Raw genomic sequence first — 18,779 nt, 5'->3', positions numbered from 1 at the left:
GGCCCATGTCAGCTATGCGCGTCAGTATCAGCCTTTGCGTCGCTTTTTGAGCGTGGCCAGCAGTGCGCGTTTGGCCGCATCCGACATTTTGGGCCATGCGGCAATCTCGTCCCCGCTGCGCCAGCAACCGGCGCAAAGGCCCCGCGTCGGATGCATCCGGCAAACGCCGTTACAGGGGGAGGCGGGCGATTTCATCAGGCCGCCCATAGAGGTACGGCCCGCAAAAACAAAGCCCCCTGCCGGATGACAGGGGGCTTTGAAGCCATCGGATCCGGCGAGGGATCAACGATAGAAGATGTGGTTCTCGATCTTGGCCACGCGAACCTTGTCGTTCCAGCGCGACTTCAAACGGGCCGCGTGGAAGAACAGCGCCCCTTCTGCGTCCGACTTCCAACGGTTGTCATTGGCGATGTGGGCAATCGCCAGAGCATTCTGCCAACGCTGCGATTCCGTGTTGATCGCGGGCATGCGATGGCCGCGAACGAACGAGAATTGCGAGGGCTGATAAACAACGCCGCAGTAAGAAGCGGGGAAACGGCCCGAATGGGTGCGGTTCACGATCACGCGGCCAACGGCCAGCTGACCAGCAAGCGGTTCATTACCGGCTTCGAAATAGATGGCACCAGCCAGACAGTTAATTTCTTCAGACGTGTCTTGGGCCTTGGCTTCCTGCTCTGCGGCGACAAGGTCGGCGAGCGAAGCGGGGCCCTGCTGGGCGGGAATCAGGGCGTTCGAGGTGGCATCCTCGTCAAACACGCTGAGTGATGGTTGCAGTTGAACCGACGACAGGGCTTTATCCTGTGCGGCCGCGCCCGAACCGGCGGCGCTGTAAAGAAGAATTAGAAAACCAGCAGCAACCGAGGCCAGACTGGCGCGTTTGAGAAAGAGAGCCATGAACAATTTCAAATGGGCGGTGAACAGCCTGTCGCAAGCGTGAAGCAGCCGGATTGCCATTGCTGACATCCCGAGAACCGCCCGACTTCTTGCCGGATATCCCCCGTCTGCGCGCTTGTTTGCCCGGTGTCATTACCGGACAGACCGCCCTCGCGAGATTAGGCTCGCGCGGTGCCCAGATTCGGTGCCGGGGTCAATCAGTCATCTGCGGTTAATCCGATGAACCGTTCACCGCGCGCGATATCCAGTTCAACAATCCACAGATCATTGTCCTGCGCGGCACGTTTTTTCAGCCAATCGGGGAACTCATCGGGCGTTTCGGCGTTGTGCCTCTTAGCGCATTGCCAGATTCGCCCCCCCTCCAAACTGGGCATACGCTCATAGGCGCGATAATCGGCACCCCGGTCGCACAGGACGACCATCAACGCCCCCGCATCCGGGTCGCCACGCGCGATAATCATGCCAAAGCCACCCTCTGCCTGCACCTGACGCAATAACGCGGACACTTCGATCCGCGCGGGCAGGCGGTCCGTCACGCGTTGCGGTCGCCCACATTGGCAATCATCGCATAAATCGCCTCATCGCTGGGCGCGTCAAGCAAGGCCGCGTGCATCTTGTCATCGCGCATCAGGCGCGAAATCGCGGCCAAGGCATGCAGATGGACCACACCGGCCGCCTCAGGGCTGAGCAGGCCGAACACCAGTTCCACCGGCATGTCATCGGCTGCTTCGAACGCCACAGGCGCGGACAGACGCAAAAACACCGCCACCGGTCGATCGACCAGCGCAATGCGGGCATGGGGAATGGCCACCCCTCGCCCAAATCCGGTACTTCCCAGATTTTCGCGTTCCAGAATGCGCTCAAGCACAAGAGCGCGATCGAGCCCGTAAACCGCCGCAAAGCGGTCGGCCAGACAGTCAAGAACAGCCGATTTGCTATCGGCTTTCACCGTACCCACGGCATCAGGCAGGAGCGTGAACAGCGCGGTCATCGCCAAAATTCGTTTAAGCCTTCTCTCCCGCGCACCACGAAGCGAGCGGGGTCGGCCGGGCCGATAGCGTGTTTTTATGAAACAAGCAAAGAGGTTTGGTTCATCAGCTGTCCGCCTTGACCAAACGCCCTTTGCCTGTGGTCGATAACACACCACGGCCCGCGCCATTGGCACCGAGCCGTGGAGCGCGTTTACGTTTACGTCAGGACGGTTCGACCCAGCCGATCGACCCATCACCGCGCCGGTAAACCATATTATGCTTTCCGGTGCCAGCGTTTTTGAACAGGAGCGCATTGGTGTTGCGCAGATCCAGCATCATCACCGCGTCCGAAACCGTGGTTTCGGGCACATCGACGCGCAATTCGGCAATCACCAGCGGCGCTTCGGTGGGGGCTTCTTCCTGCTCGATCTCGGGTTCGACAAAGATCGTATAGGCCGCTTCTTCCGAACGGACCGAATGGGCGGCCTGTTCCTGGCGCGCGCTCAAACGGCGCTTGTAACGGCGCAGCTGGGTTTCCACCTTGTCCGATGCCTGGTCAAAGGCATGGTGCGCATCATGGCTGAGGCCGGCGCCCTTCAGGATGAGGCCCTGGCGCACATGCATCACGATGTCGCTGCGGAATGAACCGCCCGGGGCCTTGCTGAAGGTGACAACCGAAGACAGCGCCCGCGCGAAATATTTGTCGATGATCGCCGCCAGGCGCTCCTCAACATGCACGCGCAGTGCATCGCCAGTTTCCATTTGATGACCGGAAACGCGAACGTCCATGGTTGTTACTCCTCTTGTTGTTATCTCTTGATTGTCACTGGAGCCAGATTGGTTCCTTGATCGATTTCAAAAACGCGCCGTGGGCGTCCAGTTCCTCCTGACTGGCGGCATGGGGGCGTGCCTCGCGCAGGGGCCGCTCACGCGGGGCCTGCGTTGGGATTTGTGTTACTGTTTCAGTAACAACAACGGTTTGCGCGGCCAGTTCCATGCCAATCTGACGACCGCCCAGCAATTCGACATAGACCTGTGCCAACAGTTCCGCGTCAAGCAGGGCGCCATGTTTGGTACGGTGGCTGCGATCGATTCCATAGCGCGTGCAAAGAGCGTCGAGCGAGTTTTTCGCGCCGGGATGTTTCTGACGTGCGATCTTGACCGTATCGACCATGCGATCAAGGCTGACGGGTTCAAGGCCCGCCGCGGTCAATTCCGCATTGATAAAGCCAAAGTCGAAACCGGCATTATGCGCCACCATCGGCGCATCGCCGATAAATTCCAGAAATTCGCCCGCTTTTTCCGCAAACAACGGCTTGTCCGCCAAAAAGGCTTCGGACAGGCCATGGACCCGCTCGGCTTCGGCGGGCATGTCGCGCTGAGGGTTGAAATAGCAGTGATAGGTCGCGCCCGTCGCCACCCGGTTGACCATTTCGACGCAGCCAATTTCCACCAGCCGATCGCCGTTTTTAGGGTCCAGACCTGTGGTTTCGGTGTCGAAGATGATCTCACGCATTGTGGTATCTATCCTCCTCGAAACCGGGCTGCACAAGCAAAAATCTCATGCCATCGAGATTAGGCGTCGTTTCCGTCCATCCGGTTAATTTCACGCAGCAAATTTTGCACGGAAATACGGGTTTCCTCTAGGGAAGTGCCTGTATCAATGACAAAATCCGCCAAAGCCCGTTTTTCCGAGTCGGGCATCTGAACGGCCAGAATATCGGCAAATTTGGCCTCGCTCATGCCCGGTCGGGCCAAGACTCGGGCCTTTTGCACGGGGGCGGGGGCCGAAACCACCACCACAGCGTCCATTCCGGCCCGCCCGGTCCGCTCAAACAGCAATGGAATGTCAAAAACCACGACCTGCGAGTCGCAATGTTGCGCCATGAACTCTTTGCGCGCAATCGCGACCGCCGGATGGACAATCGCCTCCAACCGGGCCAGCGCTTCGGGCTTGCCAAAAACCGCCGCGCCCAATTTGCCGCGATCAACCCCTTGCGCCCCGGTGGTGCCGGGAAATTCCGCCTCAATCGCAGGCAGCAAAACGCCCCCCGGACCTTGCAGAGCGCGCACCGTGGCATCGGCGTCAAACACCGGTACGCCCGCATCGCGAAACATGCCCGCCACGGTGGATTTGCCCATACCGATCGATCCGGTCAGGCCGATGACCTTGGGGCCGCGCTTCATGCCGTCAGAATCGCGCGAAGGGCGATATCGCCCCTCTCGCGCCCCGCGTCCGCGCCATAGAAATGTTCAAAGGCAATCGCGGCCTGACCGATCAGCATGGCCAAACCGTCCACGCAGCGCTTGCCCTCGGCCCGCGCCGCGGCCAGCAGGGGTGTTTCCAGCGGCGCGGTGACAATATCATAGACGATGGCCGCAGGACGCGCATGGTCCAGACTGAAATGCAAAGGCGGGTTGCCGACCATGCCCAGCGGGCTGGCGTTGACGACCATGCCGAATTGATAATCGCCGCCGCTGGCAAAATCACCCAGCGCCGCCGCCTGATGCCGCGACCGGGGCGCCAGTTCATCCAGCAATTCACGCGCCTTGCCCGGATCGCGCGCGGCCAGCGTAATCGCAATCCCCGCATCGGCCAGCGCCACGACGATCGCCCGCGCCGCCCCGCCCGCGCCCAGCACCAACGCGTTTTCCGGCGCCAGTTCATCACCCAGCACCGGCAGAAGCGGTTCGATAAAACCCGGCGCATCGGTGTTATGCCCGATCAGTCGCCCATCGCCCATGACCGCCACGGTATTGACCGCACCAATCCGCGCCGCCAACGGATCCAGCCCATCAAGCAGGGGGATGATCGTCTGTTTATGCGGCATGGTGACGTTGCACCCGCGCCACATCGGGTCCGCGCGCCGCGTGGCGATATAATCAGGCAAATCCTGCGGCAGGACATGGGCGCGCCCATAATCAGCGTCCAACCCCAGCCCGGCCAGCCAATGGCCATGGATCGCGGGCGATTTGGATTGGGCAATCGGATCGCCAATCACTTCGGCATAGGGTCGCATTGCGGCCACCGGCGTTTCTCCCGCCGCGATAGGCCAAACCGGATATGTCACTTCACGCCCCTCAAAGCCCCCAGCACCGCCAGAAGCGGCATCCCCAGCACCGTGAAATGGCTGCCCTCGATGGTTTCGAACAATTGGACGCCCAGCGCCTCGATGCGAAATACCCCGACACAGCCCGCCACTTCCGGCCATTCGGCGTCCAGATAGGCGGAAATGAAGGCTTCGTCGAGCGGGCGAACCACAAGTCGCGCGCATTCGGCATGGCTCCACACCACCGCGCCGTCGCGGGCAAGGGCGGCGGCCGAATGCAATTCCATCACTTGCCCTGAAAAGAGGCGCAGATGGGCGGCGGCATCTTCGCGGCTTGCCGGTTTGTCGAAACGGCGGCCATTGACCACGACCAGAGAGTCGCTGCCCAGCACCAGACGCCCCGGCGCCTGCGGACAGATCGCCAATGCCTTGGCCTTGGCCAGAGCCAGCGCGACATCATCGGGCGCGGCGCCTTCAAGGCCGGCCTCCAGCGCGCGTTCGTCGATGCGCGCGGGGATCGCCTCATGCGCGACACCGGCGGCATCCAGCATCGCCCGGCGCGAGGCGCTCTGGCTGGCAAGAACAAGATCGGGGAAATTCATGTCGAGCGTTCCGTCTATCTCGCGTTATTATCTCGCGTTATTATCTCTCAGGCCGCTCTTTGATCAGATTGATGATCGCGGCGGCGGTTTCCTCGATCGAGCGGCGGGTGACGTCGATCACCGGCCAGCCATTATCGGCAAACATGCGGCGGGCAAACTGCAACTCGGCCCCGACGCGGTCATTGTCCACATAGGCAGTGTCGGGCGATTGGTTGAGCGTCAGCAGGCGGTTGCGGCGCACCTGAATCAAGCGCTCGGGCGCGGTGGTCAGCCCCACCACCAGCGGACGCTTCAGATCATAGAGCAGGCCGGGCGGCGGGCTTTCCACCACGATGGGGATATTGGCAACCTTATATCCGCGATTGGCCAGATAGATGGATGTCGGCGTTTTCGATGTGCGCGATACGCCCGCCAGAACGATATCGGCTTCTTCCCAATCCTCCCACGCGACGCCGTCGTCATGGGCGATGGTGAACTGGATCGCCTCGACGCGGGCGAAATAGGCCGCGTCCAGCGTATGCTGGCGGCCCGGTCGCCCCTTGGCTTCCTGTCCCAGCGCGGCCTCGAGCGAGTCAATCACGGCATCAAGCGCAGGCACCGCAGGCAGGCCCAAGGTTCGACAGCGATCCTCCAACGCCTTGCGGATATCCTGGCTGACCATCGTATAAACGACCAGGCCGGGGTTGGCAGCAATATCGCCGATGATACGATCCAGATGCGCTTGCGAGCGCACCATGGGCCAAAAGTGGCGCACCACATCGGTATCGTCGAATTGCGAAAGGGCCGCCTTGGCGATCATCTCCAGCGTTTCGCCAGTGGAGTCCGAGAGCAAATGGAGGTGGAGCCGCGTCATAGGGATAAGTGCCTGATAGTGCCGGGTGCTGTGGATAAGCCTGACCATAAACCACGAGAGAAGTCTGGTGACAATCTCGGGGATAGGTTTGATCCCCTATAACCGGACTCCTTTGCGCGACTTGTGGACATGTGCATAGGGTTACCCACAGGCTGGGGATAAGGGGGAAAAGGAATCCTTGACCCTGACTCTTGGGGATTCGCAGAGGCTACGCCCCTGTTCATTTCGGGATAAATCGGGCAAGGAACCGGTATGCCCGCTATCCACAGGCCAACTACCTACTGAATCCCTTTAATAAGAATCTATTTTTTTGGATTGGACTCTCTCGATGCCCGGTTTGCTCCTCGATACGCTGCGTGGTTCCAATGGTGATCAGCGCCCGATCTGGCTCATGCGTCAGGCCGGACGATACCTTCCGGAATATCGTGCGTTGCGGGCGGAAAAGGGCGGCTTCCTCGCGCTGGTCTATGACAGCGCGGCATCGGCCGAGATCACGGTGCAACCGTTGCGCCGTTTCGGCTTTGACGGAGCAATCCTGTTTTCCGACATTCTGATCGTGCCCTATGCCATGGGACAGGATCTCCAGTTCCTGGTGGGCGAGGGGCCGCATCTTTCTCCGCGCCTTGTCGATCATGCGCTAAAATCGCTTGTGGCGGTGCCTGAGCGCCTTGCGCCGATCTATGAGACGGTTCGTCAGGTCGTGGCCCAGATCAGCCCACAGACCACCATGCTGGGCTTTGCGGGCAGTCCTTGGACCATCGCGACCTACATGGTGAATGGCGAGGGCAGCCGGGATCAGCACGAGACGCGCGCCTATGCCTATCGCGATCCGGCGGCATTTCAGGCGATCATCGATGGGATCGTCGATGTGACGGTCGAATATCTCGACGGTCAGATCAAGGCCGGGGCCGAGGCGATCCAGTTGTTCGACAGTTGGGCCGGATCGCTGGCCCCGCGTGAGTTCGAGAAATGGGTGATCGCGCCCAATGCGGCCATCGTCCGGGCGATCAAGGCGTTGCACCCCACCGTTCCCATCATCGGCTTTCCCAAAGGTTCTGGCGAGAAGCTGGCGGCCTATGCGCGGGAAACCGGGGTCGATGCGGTGGGTGTGGATGAAACCATCGACCCGATCTGGGCCGCGCGCGAATTGCCCGCGAATATGCCGGTGCAGGGCAATCTTGATCCGCTGCTGCTGCTGGCGGGCGGGCCGGAGCTGGAGGCCCGCGCCATCGACGTGCTCGAAGCCTTTGCCGACCGGCCGCATGTGTTCAACCTGGGCCATGGCATCGGACAGACCACGCCCATCGAACATGTTGAGCAATTGCTCAGCGTCGTGCGCGGGTGGAAGCGGTAAAGCGCGCATGGGGCACGGTTCTTCCGGTTTTTTGATGTCGCGGCGTTGACAGCGCAAAACCGGATACCACTTTTCCCACCATGCTAAACCATGGTGCAGCGATGGAATGGGTGCTTTCGATGACCTATCTCTGGCTCAAGGCGGGCCATATCATCTTTGTGATCTTCTGGATGGCGGGCCTGTTCATGCTGCCGCGCTATTTTGTCTATCATCAGGAAAGCGACCCCGGATCGGCCGAGGAAGCGCGCTGGATCGACCGTGAGGCGAAACTGCGCAAGATCATCCTGACGCCCGCGATCATCGTCGTCTGGGTGCTGGGGCTGCTTTTGGCGCACACGATCGGGGCCTTTTCGCAGGGGTGGTTTCATATGAAGCTGGCGGCGGTGCTGGGGCTTTCGGCCTATCACATGTGGCTGGTGGGCTATTCCAAGGCTCTGGCGCGGGGCGAGCGGAAGCTGTCGGGCAAGAAGCTGCGGATGCTGAACGAAGTGCCGGGGCTGGCGGCGGCGGTGATCGTGGTGATGGTGGTGTTGAAGCCGTTTTGATTGTTTGAGGTTTGGGGTTTGAAGTTGCCTCCGGCGGGCAAAGGGCGGGGGTCCTTTGTAATCCCTATAATGGGGTTGCGTCTTGGTTCGCAGGTTTTGGGATTGGTTTTTATAAAGCCTGCGGCGCAACCATTCGGCGCCGCAGGCTTTATTATTTCTAACGCTGCGTATTGTGCGCCTTGGCTGAACCTCTGGCGCAACGCAGACAGTAATGGGAGCGCGAGGGTCTAGACCCTCGCATTCTCTCTCTTTCCTTGATTTCCGCCCTCCAATCCCCTATCTCCCCCCGCAACCGGCACCGCCGCGCGATACAACAGACGCGGCATTTTTATGGTCTTGCATTCTCCATGCCCCACAGACCCGCCGGCCGAACCTCATAGGAATACCTTGATATGCATTTGAAAGAATTAAAGAAAAAGACTTCGGCCGAGTTGGTCGAGATGGCTGAGGAATATGGCGTGGAAAGCGCCAGCACACTTCGTCGCCAGGATCTGATGTATGCGATCCTGAAGGAAGTGGCCGAGGATGGCGAAGAAATCATCGGGCAGGGCACGATCGAAGTGCTGCCCGACGGTTTCGGCTTTTTGCGCAACCCGGAGGCCAATTATCTGGCCGGGCCGGACGACATTTATGTTTCGCCCAATCAGGTTCGCAAGTGGGGCCTGCGCACCGGCGACACGGTCGAAGGCGAGATCCGCGCACCCAAGGATGGCGAGCGCTATTTCGCGATCACCAAGCTGGTCAGCGTCAATTTCGACAATCCCGAAGCGGTGCGCCATCGCGTCAACTTTGACAACCTGACCCCGCTCTATCCGAATGAGCGCCTGCGTCTCGACACGCTCGACCCCACGGTCAAGGACAAGTCGGCCCGCGTGATCGACCTGATCAGCCCGCAGGGCAAGGGCCAGCGCGCGCTGATCGTCGCGCCGCCGCGCACGGGTAAGACCGTGCTGCTGCAAAACATGGCCAAGGCGATCACCGACAACCACCCCGAAGTGTTCCTGCTGGTGCTGCTGGTTGACGAACGCCCCGAAGAAGTCACCGACATGCAGCGCAGCGTGAAGGGCGAGGTCATCTCCTCGACCTTTGACGAGCCGGCGCAGCGCCACGTACAGGTGGCCGAAATGGTCATCGAAAAGGCCAAGCGCCTTGTCGAACACAAGCGCGATGTCGTCATCCTGCTCGACTCGATCACGCGTCTTGGCCGCGCCTACAACACCGTGGTGCCGTCGTCGGGCAAGGTGCTGACCGGTGGTGTGGACGCGAATGCGTTGCAACGCCCCAAGCGCTTCTTTGGCGCCGCGCGCAACATCGAGGAAGGCGGCTCGCTCTCCATCATCGCCACCGCGCTGATCGACACCGGCAGCCGCATGGACGAAGTGATCTTTGAAGAATTCAAGGGCACTGGTAACAGCGAAATCGTCCTCGATCGCAAGGTCGCCGACAAGCGCATCTTCCCCGCGCTGGACGTTGGCAAGTCGGGCACCCGCAAGGAAGAACTCCTGGTCGAAAAGGGCAACCTCTCGAAGATGTGGGTCCTGCGCCGCATCCTTATGCAGATGGGCACGGTCGACGCGATGGAATTCCTGCTCGACAAGATGAAGGATTCCAAGACCAACGAGGACTTCTTCGCCACTATGAACCAGTAAGCGAAGTTTGCCTCCGGCGGGCCGAGGGACTTGTCCCTTGGCAATCCTGATATGGGGTTGCGGTTGGGGGCGAACGTTTGTGGATCGGATTCTTAGAGCCTGCGGCGCTTTTGAAAGGCGCCGCAGGCTTTATCATTTCAGACGCTGCGTATTTTGCGCTGTGGTTGAACCCATGGCGCAACGCAGACAGTAACGGGAGCGCGAGGGTTATGACCCTCGCATTTTCTCATTTGTCTAATATATAGACTTCCCCCCCCCATTGTGTCTTTATCCACTATGGTTTGCGCCCAAGGAGGCCCCGGCGATGAAGATGAATTTCGAGGTGGAATGCACGCCCGAGGAAGCGCGTCGCTTTCTGGGTCTGCCTGATGTGACGCGGGCGAATGAGGCCTATGTCGATGCGGTGATGAAGGCGATGCAAGGCGCAGGCTCGCTCGACCAGATTCAGGAGTTCACCAAGCAGTTCGCCCCGATGGGCCAGCTTGGCATGAAGATGTTTCAGAACATCATGGAAGCCGGCGCAAGCATGGCGACGGGCGGCAAGAAGTAAGATCACCGGAAAATGCCTGACACAATTTTTGCCTGCTCAAGCGGGATGCCTCCGGCCGCGATCGCGGTGATCCGGATCAGTGGCCCGCAGGCCGGCGAAGCGCTGGTGGCGCTGGGTGGCCGTTTGCCGATGGAACGCCGCGCCAGTGTGATGGTCTTGCGCGACGGCGCGGGGGCGGAACTGGACCGCGCTCTGGTCCTGTGGTTCCCCGGCACACGCACCGCGACGGGTGAGGATCTGGCCGAGATCCATTGCCACGGCGGGCGGGCGGTGATCGCCGCTTTGGAACATGCGTTATCGGGATTGCCCGGACTGCGTCGGGCCGAGGCGGGCGAGTTTACGCGCCGCGCATTTTTGAATGGCCGCATGGATCTGGCCGAGGCCGAAGGGCTGGGCGATTTGCTTTCCGCCGAAACCGAAATGCAGCGGCAGGCCGCTGTCGCCATGGCGGGCGGGGCGCTGTCTGCGGTGGTCAAGGCTTGGCGCGAACGGGTGTTGATGCTTTCGGCGCAGGTTGAGGCGGTGCTGGATTTTGGGGACGAGGATGATGTTGGCGCGCTGCCCGCTTCCTTCGCTCCGGCGCTGACGATGTTTCACGTGGAACTTTCCGACTGGCTTTCCCGCCCGCGTGCCGAGGCTCTGCGTGAGGGGTTCCGTGTGGTGATCGCCGGGCCGCCCAACGCGGGCAAAAGCACCTTGTTCAACGCGCTGGTCGAGGATGATGCCGCGATCATCACGCCTTTGGCCGGAACCACGCGCGACATTCTGATGCGTCCGGTATCGCTGGGCGGGGTGCCGTTTCAGTTTCTCGACACGGCGGGCCTGCGCGATGATGGCGCCGATGTGGTCGAAAGCATCGGCATCGAACGCGCACGTGAAGTCATGGCGCGTGCCGATCTCGTCCTTTGGTTGGGGCCGGAGGGTGAAGGGCCGGAGGGCGCGTGGGAAATCGAATCCCGTATCGATGCGGCCGTTCGCATGGCCAAGACCGACCCTCGCCATCGTCTGTCCGGCAAGACGGGGCAGGGTGTCGATGCCCTGCGCCAAGACTTGATCGACACGGCGCGCATGGCCATGCCCAAGCCGGGCCAGGTCGCACTGAACACCCGTCAGCATGGCTTGCTCTCCGAGGCAGCATCCGCATTGGGTGCGATCCGCCCCGATGGTGACCTGCTGTTGACCGCCGAAGAGTTGCGCGCCGCACGGTCCGCCTTCGACCGCTTGTTGGGTGGGGCGGGGACGGAGGATATGCTGGACGCCTTGTTCGGACGTTTCTGCATCGGAAAATGATGCGTGTTTCACGTGGAACACGTCGCAGCTTTTGACCCGCCCGCCCGCTTAGGGTAGGGGCGAGGAATGCAGCATTTTGACATCATCGTTGTCGGCGGCGGCCATGCCGGCGTAGAGGCCGCCGCCATTGCCGCCCGTATGGGCGCGCGCGTGGCGCTCGTCTCGTTCGACCTGAACGCCATCGGCGCCATGAGTTGCAACCCGGCCATCGGCGGTCTGGGCAAGGGCCATCTGGTGCGCGAGGTTGACGCCTTTGACGGGCTGATGGGACGTGCGGCGGACGCTGCCTCGATCCACTATCGCATGCTAAACCGCAGCAAGGGCAGCGCGGTCCAAGGCCCCCGCATTCAGGCCGACCGCAAGCTGTTCAAGGCGGCGATCCAACGCATGCTGCCCCAGCAGGGCGACTTGACCCAAGTGGCCGGAGAGGTTGCGGCACTGGTGCTGAATGCGGGCCGAGTGACTGGCGTGGAGCTGGCCGATGGGGTTCGCCTGACGGCATCGGCGGTGGTGCTTTGCACCGGCACCTTCCTTGGCGGCACGCTGTTCCGGGGTGAGGAGCGCATGATCGGCGGGCGCATAGGCGAGGCGGCGGCCCATCGTCTAGCGCAGCAAATGCGTGAGGCCGACTTGCCGATGGCGCGTTTGAAAACCGGCACGCCGCCGCGTCTGGACGGGCGCACCATCGACTGGGTGCGTCTGGAGGAGCAGCCGAGCGATGCCGAACACTGGTGCATGTCGGCGGTGGAAACGCGGCGGGTGAATCCGCAACTGGCCTGTGCGATCACGCGTACCAATGAGGCTGTGCATGAAACGATCCGTGCCAACCTCCACCGCTCGCCCCTGTTCAGCGGAGCGATCGGGGCGAGGGGGCCGCGCTATTGCCCCAGCATCGAGGACAAGATCCACCGCTTTGCCGACCGTGACGGGCATCAAATTTTCCTCGAACCCGAAGGGCTGTCGACCCATCTGGTCTATCCCAACGGCATCTCGACCAGCCTGCCCGCCGATGTGCAATTGACCATGTTGCGCCATATGGAAGGGCTGGAGCAGGTCGAGATGGTGGTGCCCGGCTATGCGGTGGAATACGATCATATCGACCCGCGCGCGTTGCGGACCTCGCTGGAACTGCGGGCGATCCCCGGCCTCTATTGCGCAGGCCAGATCAATGGGACGACCGGCTATGAAGAGGCGGCGGCGCAGGGGCTGATCGCGGGGATGAATGCGGCGGCCACGGTATTGGGGCGGGATGCTCCGGCGATTGACCGGGCCAATTCCTATCTGGCGGTGATGGTCGATGACCTGACGCTCCACGGCGTTTCAGAACCCTATCGCATGTTGACGGCGCGGGCGGAATATCGGCTGCGGCTGCGTGCCAACAATGCCACCTCGCGCCTGACACCTCTGGCGGCGGCGGCAGGGTGCCTTGGGGCGGAACGTTCCGCGTGGTTTGAGCGTCGTCAGCAGGACAAGGCGGCGCTCGAAGCTGCGTTGGAGCAGGGCGTGACGGCACAGGATCTTTCGACCGTGGGCATCACTGCAAAGGCAGATGCGGGGCGTCTGTCGCTGCGTGAGTGGTTGCGCTTTGATGGTGTGTCGATTGACCGGCTACGGCCCTGGTTAGGTAAGGCGTTGGACGTGGACGCGACCCTGATCGAGGAAGTGGCCGAGGACGCATTCTATGCCCCCTATCTGGCGCGGCAGGAGAGGGAACTTTCCGACCTGCGTTCCAACGAACATCTGCGTCTGGCTGATGACTTTCCCTATGGAGAGATCGCCGGCCTATCGAGTGAAATGGTGGAGCGCCTGACGCGGGCGCGTCCGGAAAATCTGGCGGCGGCGGGGCGCGTGGCGGGGGTAACTCCGGCGGCTCTGGCGGCGTTGTTGGTGCATGCAAGGAAGCTGGCCTGAGATGATTGCGAATGAGGAACAGGCCCGCGAATGGCTGAACGCGCGATGGGAAATGACGCCCGAAGCGATGGAGCGGCTGGAGAAGCTGGTCGCCATGTTGGCCGAGGAAAACGAGCGGCAGAACCTTGTGGCGGCGGCGACGATCCCCATGGTGTGGCAACGTCATATCGTCGATTCCGCGCAATTGCTGTCCTATGTTCCACGTGAAACATGGAATGGGGCCAAGGGCCCCTGGCTCGATCTGGGCACTGGTGCGGGATTTCCGGGGCTGGTGATTGCAGCGATTCGGCCGGGGCATGAAGTGCTGATGGTCGAATCGCGCGCCCGGCGAGTCGAATGGCTGAACCGCGTGATCGAGGAACTGGCCCTGCCCAAGGCAAAGGTTTTGGGGCAAAGGCTGGAGATGGTGGAGACGCGGACCGTTGCGGTGATTTCCGCCCGCGCCTTTGCACCGCTGGACAAGCTTCTGAAAATCTCTTCACGCTTTTCCACAAGGGACACGCTCTGGCTGTTGCCCAAGGGGCGGTCGGCAGGGCAAGAGTTAGAGGCACTCAAGAAATCGGTGCGCGAAGGGTTCCACGTGGAACAATCGCTGACCGATGAGGAAGCCGGGCTGATTGTCGGCCATCTCAATCCCAAGGGAGTGAAGCTGTGATCCGCATTGCGATTGCCAATCAGAAAGGCGGCGTGGGCAAAACCACATCCGCGATCAATCTGGCCACGGCCTTTGCGGCGGCGGGCTGGCGCACGCTGCTGATCGATCTCGATCCGCAGGGGAACGCTTCCACGGGTGTCGGCGTTCCGGCATCGGCGCGCGAATATTCGACCTATGACCTTCTGCTGGGCGAGGCCACGCTGAAGGAATGTGCGATGGAAACCACCATTCCGGGGCTGCATTTGCTGGCCGCGACGGTGGACCTGTCGGGGGCAGAGGTCGAACTGGTGTCGGTCGATGGCCGGACGGATCGTTTGCGCAACGGGCTTTCACGTGGCGCGGAACGCTATGACATCTGCTTCATTGATTGCCCGCCTTCGCTGGGTCTGTTGACGCTCAATGCGCTGACGGCGGCCGATACGGTGCTGGTGCCTTTGCAGTGCGAGTTCTTCGCGCTTGAAGGGCTGAGCCAGTTGTTGCAAACGGTCGAGCGGGTGCAGCAGCGTTTCAACGCCGACCTTGGCATTGTCGGCATTGCGCTGACCATGTTCGACCGCCGCAACCGCCTGACCGATCAGGTGTCGGATGATGTGCGCTCGTGCCTGGGCAAGCTGGTGTTCGACACCGAAATCCCGCGCAACGTCCGCCTGTCCGAAGCGCCCAGCCACGGTCTACCCGCGCTGATCTATGACCAGCATTGCAGCGGCAGCCGCGCCTATCTCGCGCTGGCCCGCGAATTGATTTCACGTTTGCCTGAAAACAGGAAAGCCGCATGACCGACGACACCACCCAGAACCCGCTTTCGGCCGCCTTGGTCGGAGGCACCGCGCCGCGCCGCAAGGCCGCGCTGGGGCGGGGGCTTCAGGCGTTGCTGGGCGAAACGCGGCGTGAAGAGCCGGTGGCCGCCGGTGGCACCGGTGGCGGGCCGGTTTCGGTGGAGAGCGGTCTGGCCTCTTTGCTGGTGTCCAGCATCGAACCTGATCCCGATCAGCCGCGCCGGGTGTTTGACGATGCGGCGCTGGATGAACTGGCCGCATCGATTGCGGCGCGTGGCGTGTTGCAGCCGGTGATCGTCGTGCCGCTGGGCGAGGGGCGTTATCGCCTTGTCGCCGGTGAACGTCGTTGGCGTGCGGCCCAGCGGGCCAAGGTGCATGAAATACCCGCTCTGGTGCGCAAGCTGACCCAGCGCGAGGTGATGGCGATTGCGCTCATTGAAAACCTTCAGCGCGAAGACCTGAACCCGATCGAAGAAGCGCGCGCCTATCAGCGACTGGCCGAAGGCGAGAGCATGACGCAGGCCGAGATCGCCAAGATGGTCGATAAAAGCCGCAGCCATGTCGCCAATATCCAGCGCCTTCTGGCTTTGCCGGAACCGGTGACGCAGATGGTCGAGGCGGGTGAACTGTCGATGGGCCATGCGCGCGCGTTGATCGGGGTCGAGGATGCCGAAGGGCTGGCGCGTCAGGCGGTCGAAAAGGGCCTGTCGGTGCGCGAGGTCGAACAGGTCGTGCGCCGCCATTCGGGCCGTGAAGCCCCGACCCAACGCCGTGCGCGCAACGAATTCAAATCCGCCGAATCCGCCGACATTCAGGCGATGCAGGCGCATCTGGAGGAATTCCTCGGCCTGTCGGTCAAGATCAACGTGGACGCTGATCCACGTTCGGGCGCGGTGACGATCCGCTATCGCACGCTCGATCAGCTTGACCTGATTTGCCAGCGTCTGACCGGCGAGGGGATCTAGAAGAAAAGGGGGCCGCCAAAGCCCCCTTTTTTGTGTGATCAGATCGCGATGCGTTTGTCGCGGACGATTTTGTGCCGGATCACGCGGCGTTGGATCACGCGCTTTTCGATCACGGTTTGGGGCGGGCAATCGGGCGTTACCGTTTCGGTCAGGCTGATCGGAATGGCATAGCCATAGGTGGGATGCGGCGCGCCGCCCTGCGTATAATAGGCCCACCAGCTTTGGCATGCGCCCGGCGACAGCGTGACATCGGCGCCTGACGTTGCGTTCAACCGCCGCTCGCATTCGGCCAGCCATTCGCCGCGTTGTAACCCGCCCGGTTGTGGGCCTGTGACGGGCGGGGAGGCATAGGCGGCGGAAACCGCCGGCGCTGAACCAACGTTTTGGCTGTAACTGGCCCCAGCGCCCGGAGGCGGCAGAGGGATGGCCGAGGTTTGAGCCATGGCAGGAACAGCGATGAAACCGGCGGCGATCAATATCGCGCGAAAGGGTGAAACATCAGGCATGGGCCAACACCTTCATGAGGCAAGCAGCAGGCTTGTTCATAAAGGTTAATACCAGAAAGCAACCACACCACAAAGCAAAAGGTTAATGAAGTAAAACTATGCGTTTACAAGGTTAACCGATAATCGCCCCACCAATGACCTTGGCCAAAGCCTCAATCCCGGCCGCATCCTCGGCATCGAATCGCGCTTTGACCGGGCTGTCGAGGTCAATCACGGCCACCACGCGCCCATCGACCATCACCGGCACGACCAGTTCCGAAGCGCTGGCGGCATCGCAGGCGATATGGCCGGGAAAAGCGTGAACGTCGGGCACCAGTTGCGTTTCCCCGGACGAGGCCGCCGCCCCGCACACGCCCCGGCCAAAAGGGATACGGATGCAGGCAGGCTTGCCGATAAATGGCCCCAGCACCAGTTCATCGTCCACCGCGCGGTAAAACCCGGCCCAGTTCAATTCGGGCAGGAATTGCCAGATCAGCGCCGCCACATTGGCCATATTGGCCACACCGTCGCTCTCGCCCGCGGTCAGCGCCAGCGCGGCTTCGCACAATTCACGATAGATTTCGCCCTTGGGCGCGTCGGATGAGGCGGAAAAGTCAAACATGGGCGACGATGTAATACGCCAAACCGCGCCCGCCAAGGGTCACCATTCGGCTCTTGTGGGCGGCCCGTCAAACTCCTATCTCAACGCGCATGAGCCCTACTTTGCGCAAATCGCTTCTCGTCCTTGGTGCCGTCGTTCTGGTTGGCGGCGGTGGCTTTGCCTATCTGACGCATGGCAATGTTTCCAAATTGCCGATCGAACAGATGGAAGGGCGCCATCCCAAGCTGGTCGATCCCGAACCAGAAACCATTCCGACCGTCGGTCTGGCCAAATCGGTGGGTTGGGGCGCCAATGAAGCGCCGGTGGCCGCGCAGGGGTTGACCGTCACCCGCTTTGCCGAAGGTTTGCAGCATCCGCGCAATATCCTGACATTGCCCAATGGCGATGTTCTGGTGGCCGAAACCGGCGCGCCCAAGGATAATGGGCCGGGCGGCATCACCGGATTTTTCCAGAACATCTTCATGAGCTTTGTCGGCGCGGGCGATCCCAGCCCGAACCGCATCGTCCTGCTGCGCGACAGCAAGGGGACGGGCAAGGCCGATCAGCGTTTTGTCCTGCGCGAAGGGCTGTCCTCGCCCTCGGGCATGGCCTTTGCCAATGGCAAGCTTTACATCGCCAACCATGATGCGGTGCTGGCCTTTGATTATCAGCCCGGCACGACCAGCCTGACGGGCGAGCCCAAGAAGCTGATGGATCTGCCGCCGGCGGGCAACCACTGGATGCGCAACCTGTTGCTCAGCCCCGATGGCAAGAACCTGTTCGTGGCCATCGGTTCGGCCTCGAACATCGGCGAACGCGGGCCAAAGGCCGAGGAAGGTCGCGCCGCGATCTATGAAATCGACCTGAGCAGCGGCCATGCGCGCCGTTATGCGATGGGTATCCGCAACGCCAATGGCATGGCCTGGAACCCCTCGACCGAGGAACTGTGGGCTGTGGTGAACGAGCGCGATCAGCTTGGCCCTGATCTGGTGCCCGATTACCTGACCAATGTGCCGGTGGGCACCCATTATGGCTGGCCTTGGTTCTATTGGGGCAAGGTTGAGGACAATCGCGTCTATCAGAACACGCCCGAATTCCAGATGCCGGAATTCCTGATCGATTACGTGCGCAAGCCTGAATATGCGCTTGGGCCGCATGTTGCGCCGATCGGGCTGGCCTTTGTAAAGGGCGGGGAGAAGATGGGCAGCCATTACGCCAATGGTGCCTTTATCGCCCGCCACGGTTCGTGGAACCGCAAGCCCGCCGCCGGCTATGACGTGGTCTTTGTCCGCTTTGACGCCAATGGCAATCCGCAGGGCCTGCCCGAAAAGGTGCTGACCGGGTTCCTGAAGCCCGATGGCGATACGCATGGCCGCCCGACCTGGCTGAATTTTGCCCAGGATGGCGCGTTGCTGGTGTCCGACGATACGGCCGGGATCATCTGGCGCGTGATCGCACCGGGCGCGGCGCCTGCGGCGGCGATCAAGCCGGTGGTGGTCGATCATCTGCCGCCGCAAAAGAACCTCAACGGCGATCCGGAAATTCAGTATCGTTTGAAGTTCAAGGACGATCAGAAGGTTCGGGAGAATTGATTTTTCGGAAGTGAATTTGCCTCCGGCGGGCCCTTT

Annotated in this window: 22 protein-coding genes; 10 read left to right on the top strand and 12 right to left on the bottom strand. The window is 61.6% G+C overall.

What is annotated here, in order from left to right:
• Positions 1-27: 27 nt before the first annotated feature.
• The 10 genes from AC2S2E_RS03815 to AC2S2E_RS03770 form a co-directional block, all read right to left on the bottom strand.
• On the bottom strand, positions 28-195 hold the full coding sequence (locus AC2S2E_RS03815) for a DUF1289 domain-containing protein (protein WP_476106827.1): 168 nt from the start codon (positions 193-195) through the stop codon (positions 28-30).
• A gap of 87 nt (positions 196-282) precedes the next feature.
• A complete protein-coding gene (locus AC2S2E_RS03810; protein ID WP_476106828.1) occupies positions 283-894 on the bottom strand; it encodes a cell wall hydrolase in 612 nt (203 codons plus the stop codon).
• 197 nt (positions 895-1,091) lie between these two features.
• Positions 1,092-1,430, bottom strand: a complete 339-nt coding sequence (locus AC2S2E_RS03805) for a DUF1491 family protein (protein WP_486523757.1) — start codon at positions 1,428-1,430, stop codon at positions 1,092-1,094.
• Complete coding sequence (locus AC2S2E_RS03800; RefSeq protein ID WP_486523756.1) at positions 1,427-1,885, bottom strand: PTS sugar transporter subunit IIA; 459 nt, start codon at positions 1,883-1,885, stop codon at positions 1,427-1,429. Before AC2S2E_RS03800 ends, AC2S2E_RS03805 begins: the two co-directional genes overlap by 4 nt.
• Positions 1,886-2,087: 202 nt before the next feature.
• Entirely contained in the window at positions 2,088-2,627 is a 540-nt protein-coding gene (gene hpf, locus AC2S2E_RS03795; protein WP_476106834.1) for a ribosome hibernation-promoting factor, HPF/YfiA family, read from the bottom strand.
• A gap of 61 nt (positions 2,628-2,688) precedes the next feature.
• A complete protein-coding gene (gene dnaQ / locus AC2S2E_RS03790) occupies positions 2,689-3,381 on the bottom strand; it encodes a DNA polymerase III subunit epsilon (protein WP_486523755.1) in 693 nt (230 codons plus the stop codon).
• Positions 3,382-3,440: 59 nt separating this feature from the next.
• On the bottom strand, positions 3,441-4,052 hold the full coding sequence (gene coaE, locus AC2S2E_RS03785; RefSeq protein ID WP_476106838.1) for a dephospho-CoA kinase: 612 nt from the start codon (positions 4,050-4,052) through the stop codon (positions 3,441-3,443).
• The gene (gene aroE / locus AC2S2E_RS03780; RefSeq protein ID WP_486523754.1) at positions 4,049-4,885 is read right to left on the bottom strand and encodes a shikimate dehydrogenase; all 837 of its coding nucleotides are present in this window, start codon (positions 4,883-4,885) and stop codon (positions 4,049-4,051) included. The genes coaE and aroE overlap by 4 nt, the downstream gene beginning before the upstream one ends.
• A gap of 47 nt (positions 4,886-4,932) precedes the next feature.
• Positions 4,933-5,517, bottom strand: a complete 585-nt coding sequence (locus tag AC2S2E_RS03775) for a Maf family protein (RefSeq protein ID WP_486523753.1) — start codon at positions 5,515-5,517, stop codon at positions 4,933-4,935.
• Between the two features lie 40 nt (positions 5,518-5,557).
• Positions 5,558-6,370, bottom strand: a complete 813-nt coding sequence (locus AC2S2E_RS03770) for a pyruvate, water dikinase regulatory protein (protein ID WP_476106842.1) — start codon at positions 6,368-6,370, stop codon at positions 5,558-5,560.
• A gap of 328 nt (positions 6,371-6,698) precedes the next feature.
• Here AC2S2E_RS03770 and hemE point away from each other — a divergent pair, with 328 nt between their 5' ends.
• The 9 genes from hemE to AC2S2E_RS03725 all read left to right on the top strand — a co-directional run bounded on the left by hemE (position 6,699) and on the right by AC2S2E_RS03725 (position 16,065).
• Positions 6,699-7,724, top strand: coding sequence for a uroporphyrinogen decarboxylase (gene hemE, locus AC2S2E_RS03765; RefSeq protein ID WP_486523752.1), 1,026 nt, complete (start codon positions 6,699-6,701; stop codon positions 7,722-7,724).
• Between the two features lie 101 nt (positions 7,725-7,825).
• Positions 7,826-8,269 (top strand): CopD family protein, encoded by a 444-nt coding sequence (locus AC2S2E_RS03760; protein WP_476106905.1) that lies wholly within the window; start codon positions 7,826-7,828, stop codon positions 8,267-8,269.
• A 392-nt stretch (positions 8,270-8,661) separates the two neighbouring features.
• On the top strand, positions 8,662-9,918 hold the full coding sequence (rho, locus tag AC2S2E_RS03755) for a transcription termination factor Rho (protein ID WP_172340039.1): 1,257 nt from the start codon (positions 8,662-8,664) through the stop codon (positions 9,916-9,918).
• A 304-nt stretch (positions 9,919-10,222) separates the two neighbouring features.
• Positions 10,223-10,468, top strand: a complete 246-nt coding sequence (locus AC2S2E_RS03750; RefSeq protein WP_486523750.1) for a DUF6489 family protein — start codon at positions 10,223-10,225, stop codon at positions 10,466-10,468.
• A 12-nt stretch (positions 10,469-10,480) separates the two neighbouring features.
• The gene (gene mnmE, locus AC2S2E_RS03745) at positions 10,481-11,758 is read left to right on the top strand and encodes a tRNA uridine-5-carboxymethylaminomethyl(34) synthesis GTPase MnmE (protein WP_476106850.1); all 1,278 of its coding nucleotides are present in this window, start codon (positions 10,481-10,483) and stop codon (positions 11,756-11,758) included.
• A 66-nt stretch (positions 11,759-11,824) separates the two neighbouring features.
• Positions 11,825-13,669, top strand: coding sequence for a tRNA uridine-5-carboxymethylaminomethyl(34) synthesis enzyme MnmG (gene mnmG / locus AC2S2E_RS03740; protein WP_486523749.1), 1,845 nt, complete (start codon positions 11,825-11,827; stop codon positions 13,667-13,669).
• A 1-nt stretch (position 13,670) separates the two neighbouring features.
• Complete coding sequence (gene rsmG / locus AC2S2E_RS03735) at positions 13,671-14,324, top strand: 16S rRNA (guanine(527)-N(7))-methyltransferase RsmG (protein WP_486523748.1); 654 nt, start codon at positions 13,671-13,673, stop codon at positions 14,322-14,324.
• The gene (locus AC2S2E_RS03730) at positions 14,321-15,100 is read left to right on the top strand and encodes a ParA family protein (protein ID WP_476106855.1); all 780 of its coding nucleotides are present in this window, start codon (positions 14,321-14,323) and stop codon (positions 15,098-15,100) included. Before rsmG ends, AC2S2E_RS03730 begins: the two co-directional genes overlap by 4 nt.
• Complete coding sequence (locus AC2S2E_RS03725; RefSeq protein WP_476106857.1) at positions 15,097-16,065, top strand: ParB/RepB/Spo0J family partition protein; 969 nt, start codon at positions 15,097-15,099, stop codon at positions 16,063-16,065. The genes AC2S2E_RS03730 and AC2S2E_RS03725 overlap by 4 nt, the downstream gene beginning before the upstream one ends.
• Before the next feature lie 38 nt (positions 16,066-16,103).
• Here AC2S2E_RS03725 and AC2S2E_RS03720 read toward each other — a convergent pair whose 3' ends face one another.
• Positions 16,104-16,571 (bottom strand): hypothetical protein, encoded by a 468-nt coding sequence (locus AC2S2E_RS03720; protein ID WP_486523747.1) that lies wholly within the window; start codon positions 16,569-16,571, stop codon positions 16,104-16,106.
• Positions 16,572-16,683: 112 nt separating this feature from the next.
• On the bottom strand, positions 16,684-17,172 hold the full coding sequence (locus AC2S2E_RS03715) for a GAF domain-containing protein (protein WP_486523745.1): 489 nt from the start codon (positions 17,170-17,172) through the stop codon (positions 16,684-16,686).
• Between the two features lie 89 nt (positions 17,173-17,261).
• On the opposite strand from AC2S2E_RS03715, the gene AC2S2E_RS03710 reads away from it, so the two are divergent.
• Positions 17,262-18,743: a PQQ-dependent sugar dehydrogenase gene (locus AC2S2E_RS03710; RefSeq protein WP_486523744.1), complete on the top strand. Its 1,482-nt coding sequence runs from the start codon at positions 17,262-17,264 to the stop codon at positions 18,741-18,743.
• Positions 18,744-18,779 lie beyond the last annotated feature (36 nt).

The organism is Novosphingobium sp. 550D (assembly GCF_057401885.1).
This window is presented reverse-complemented; position numbering and strand designations above follow the sequence as displayed.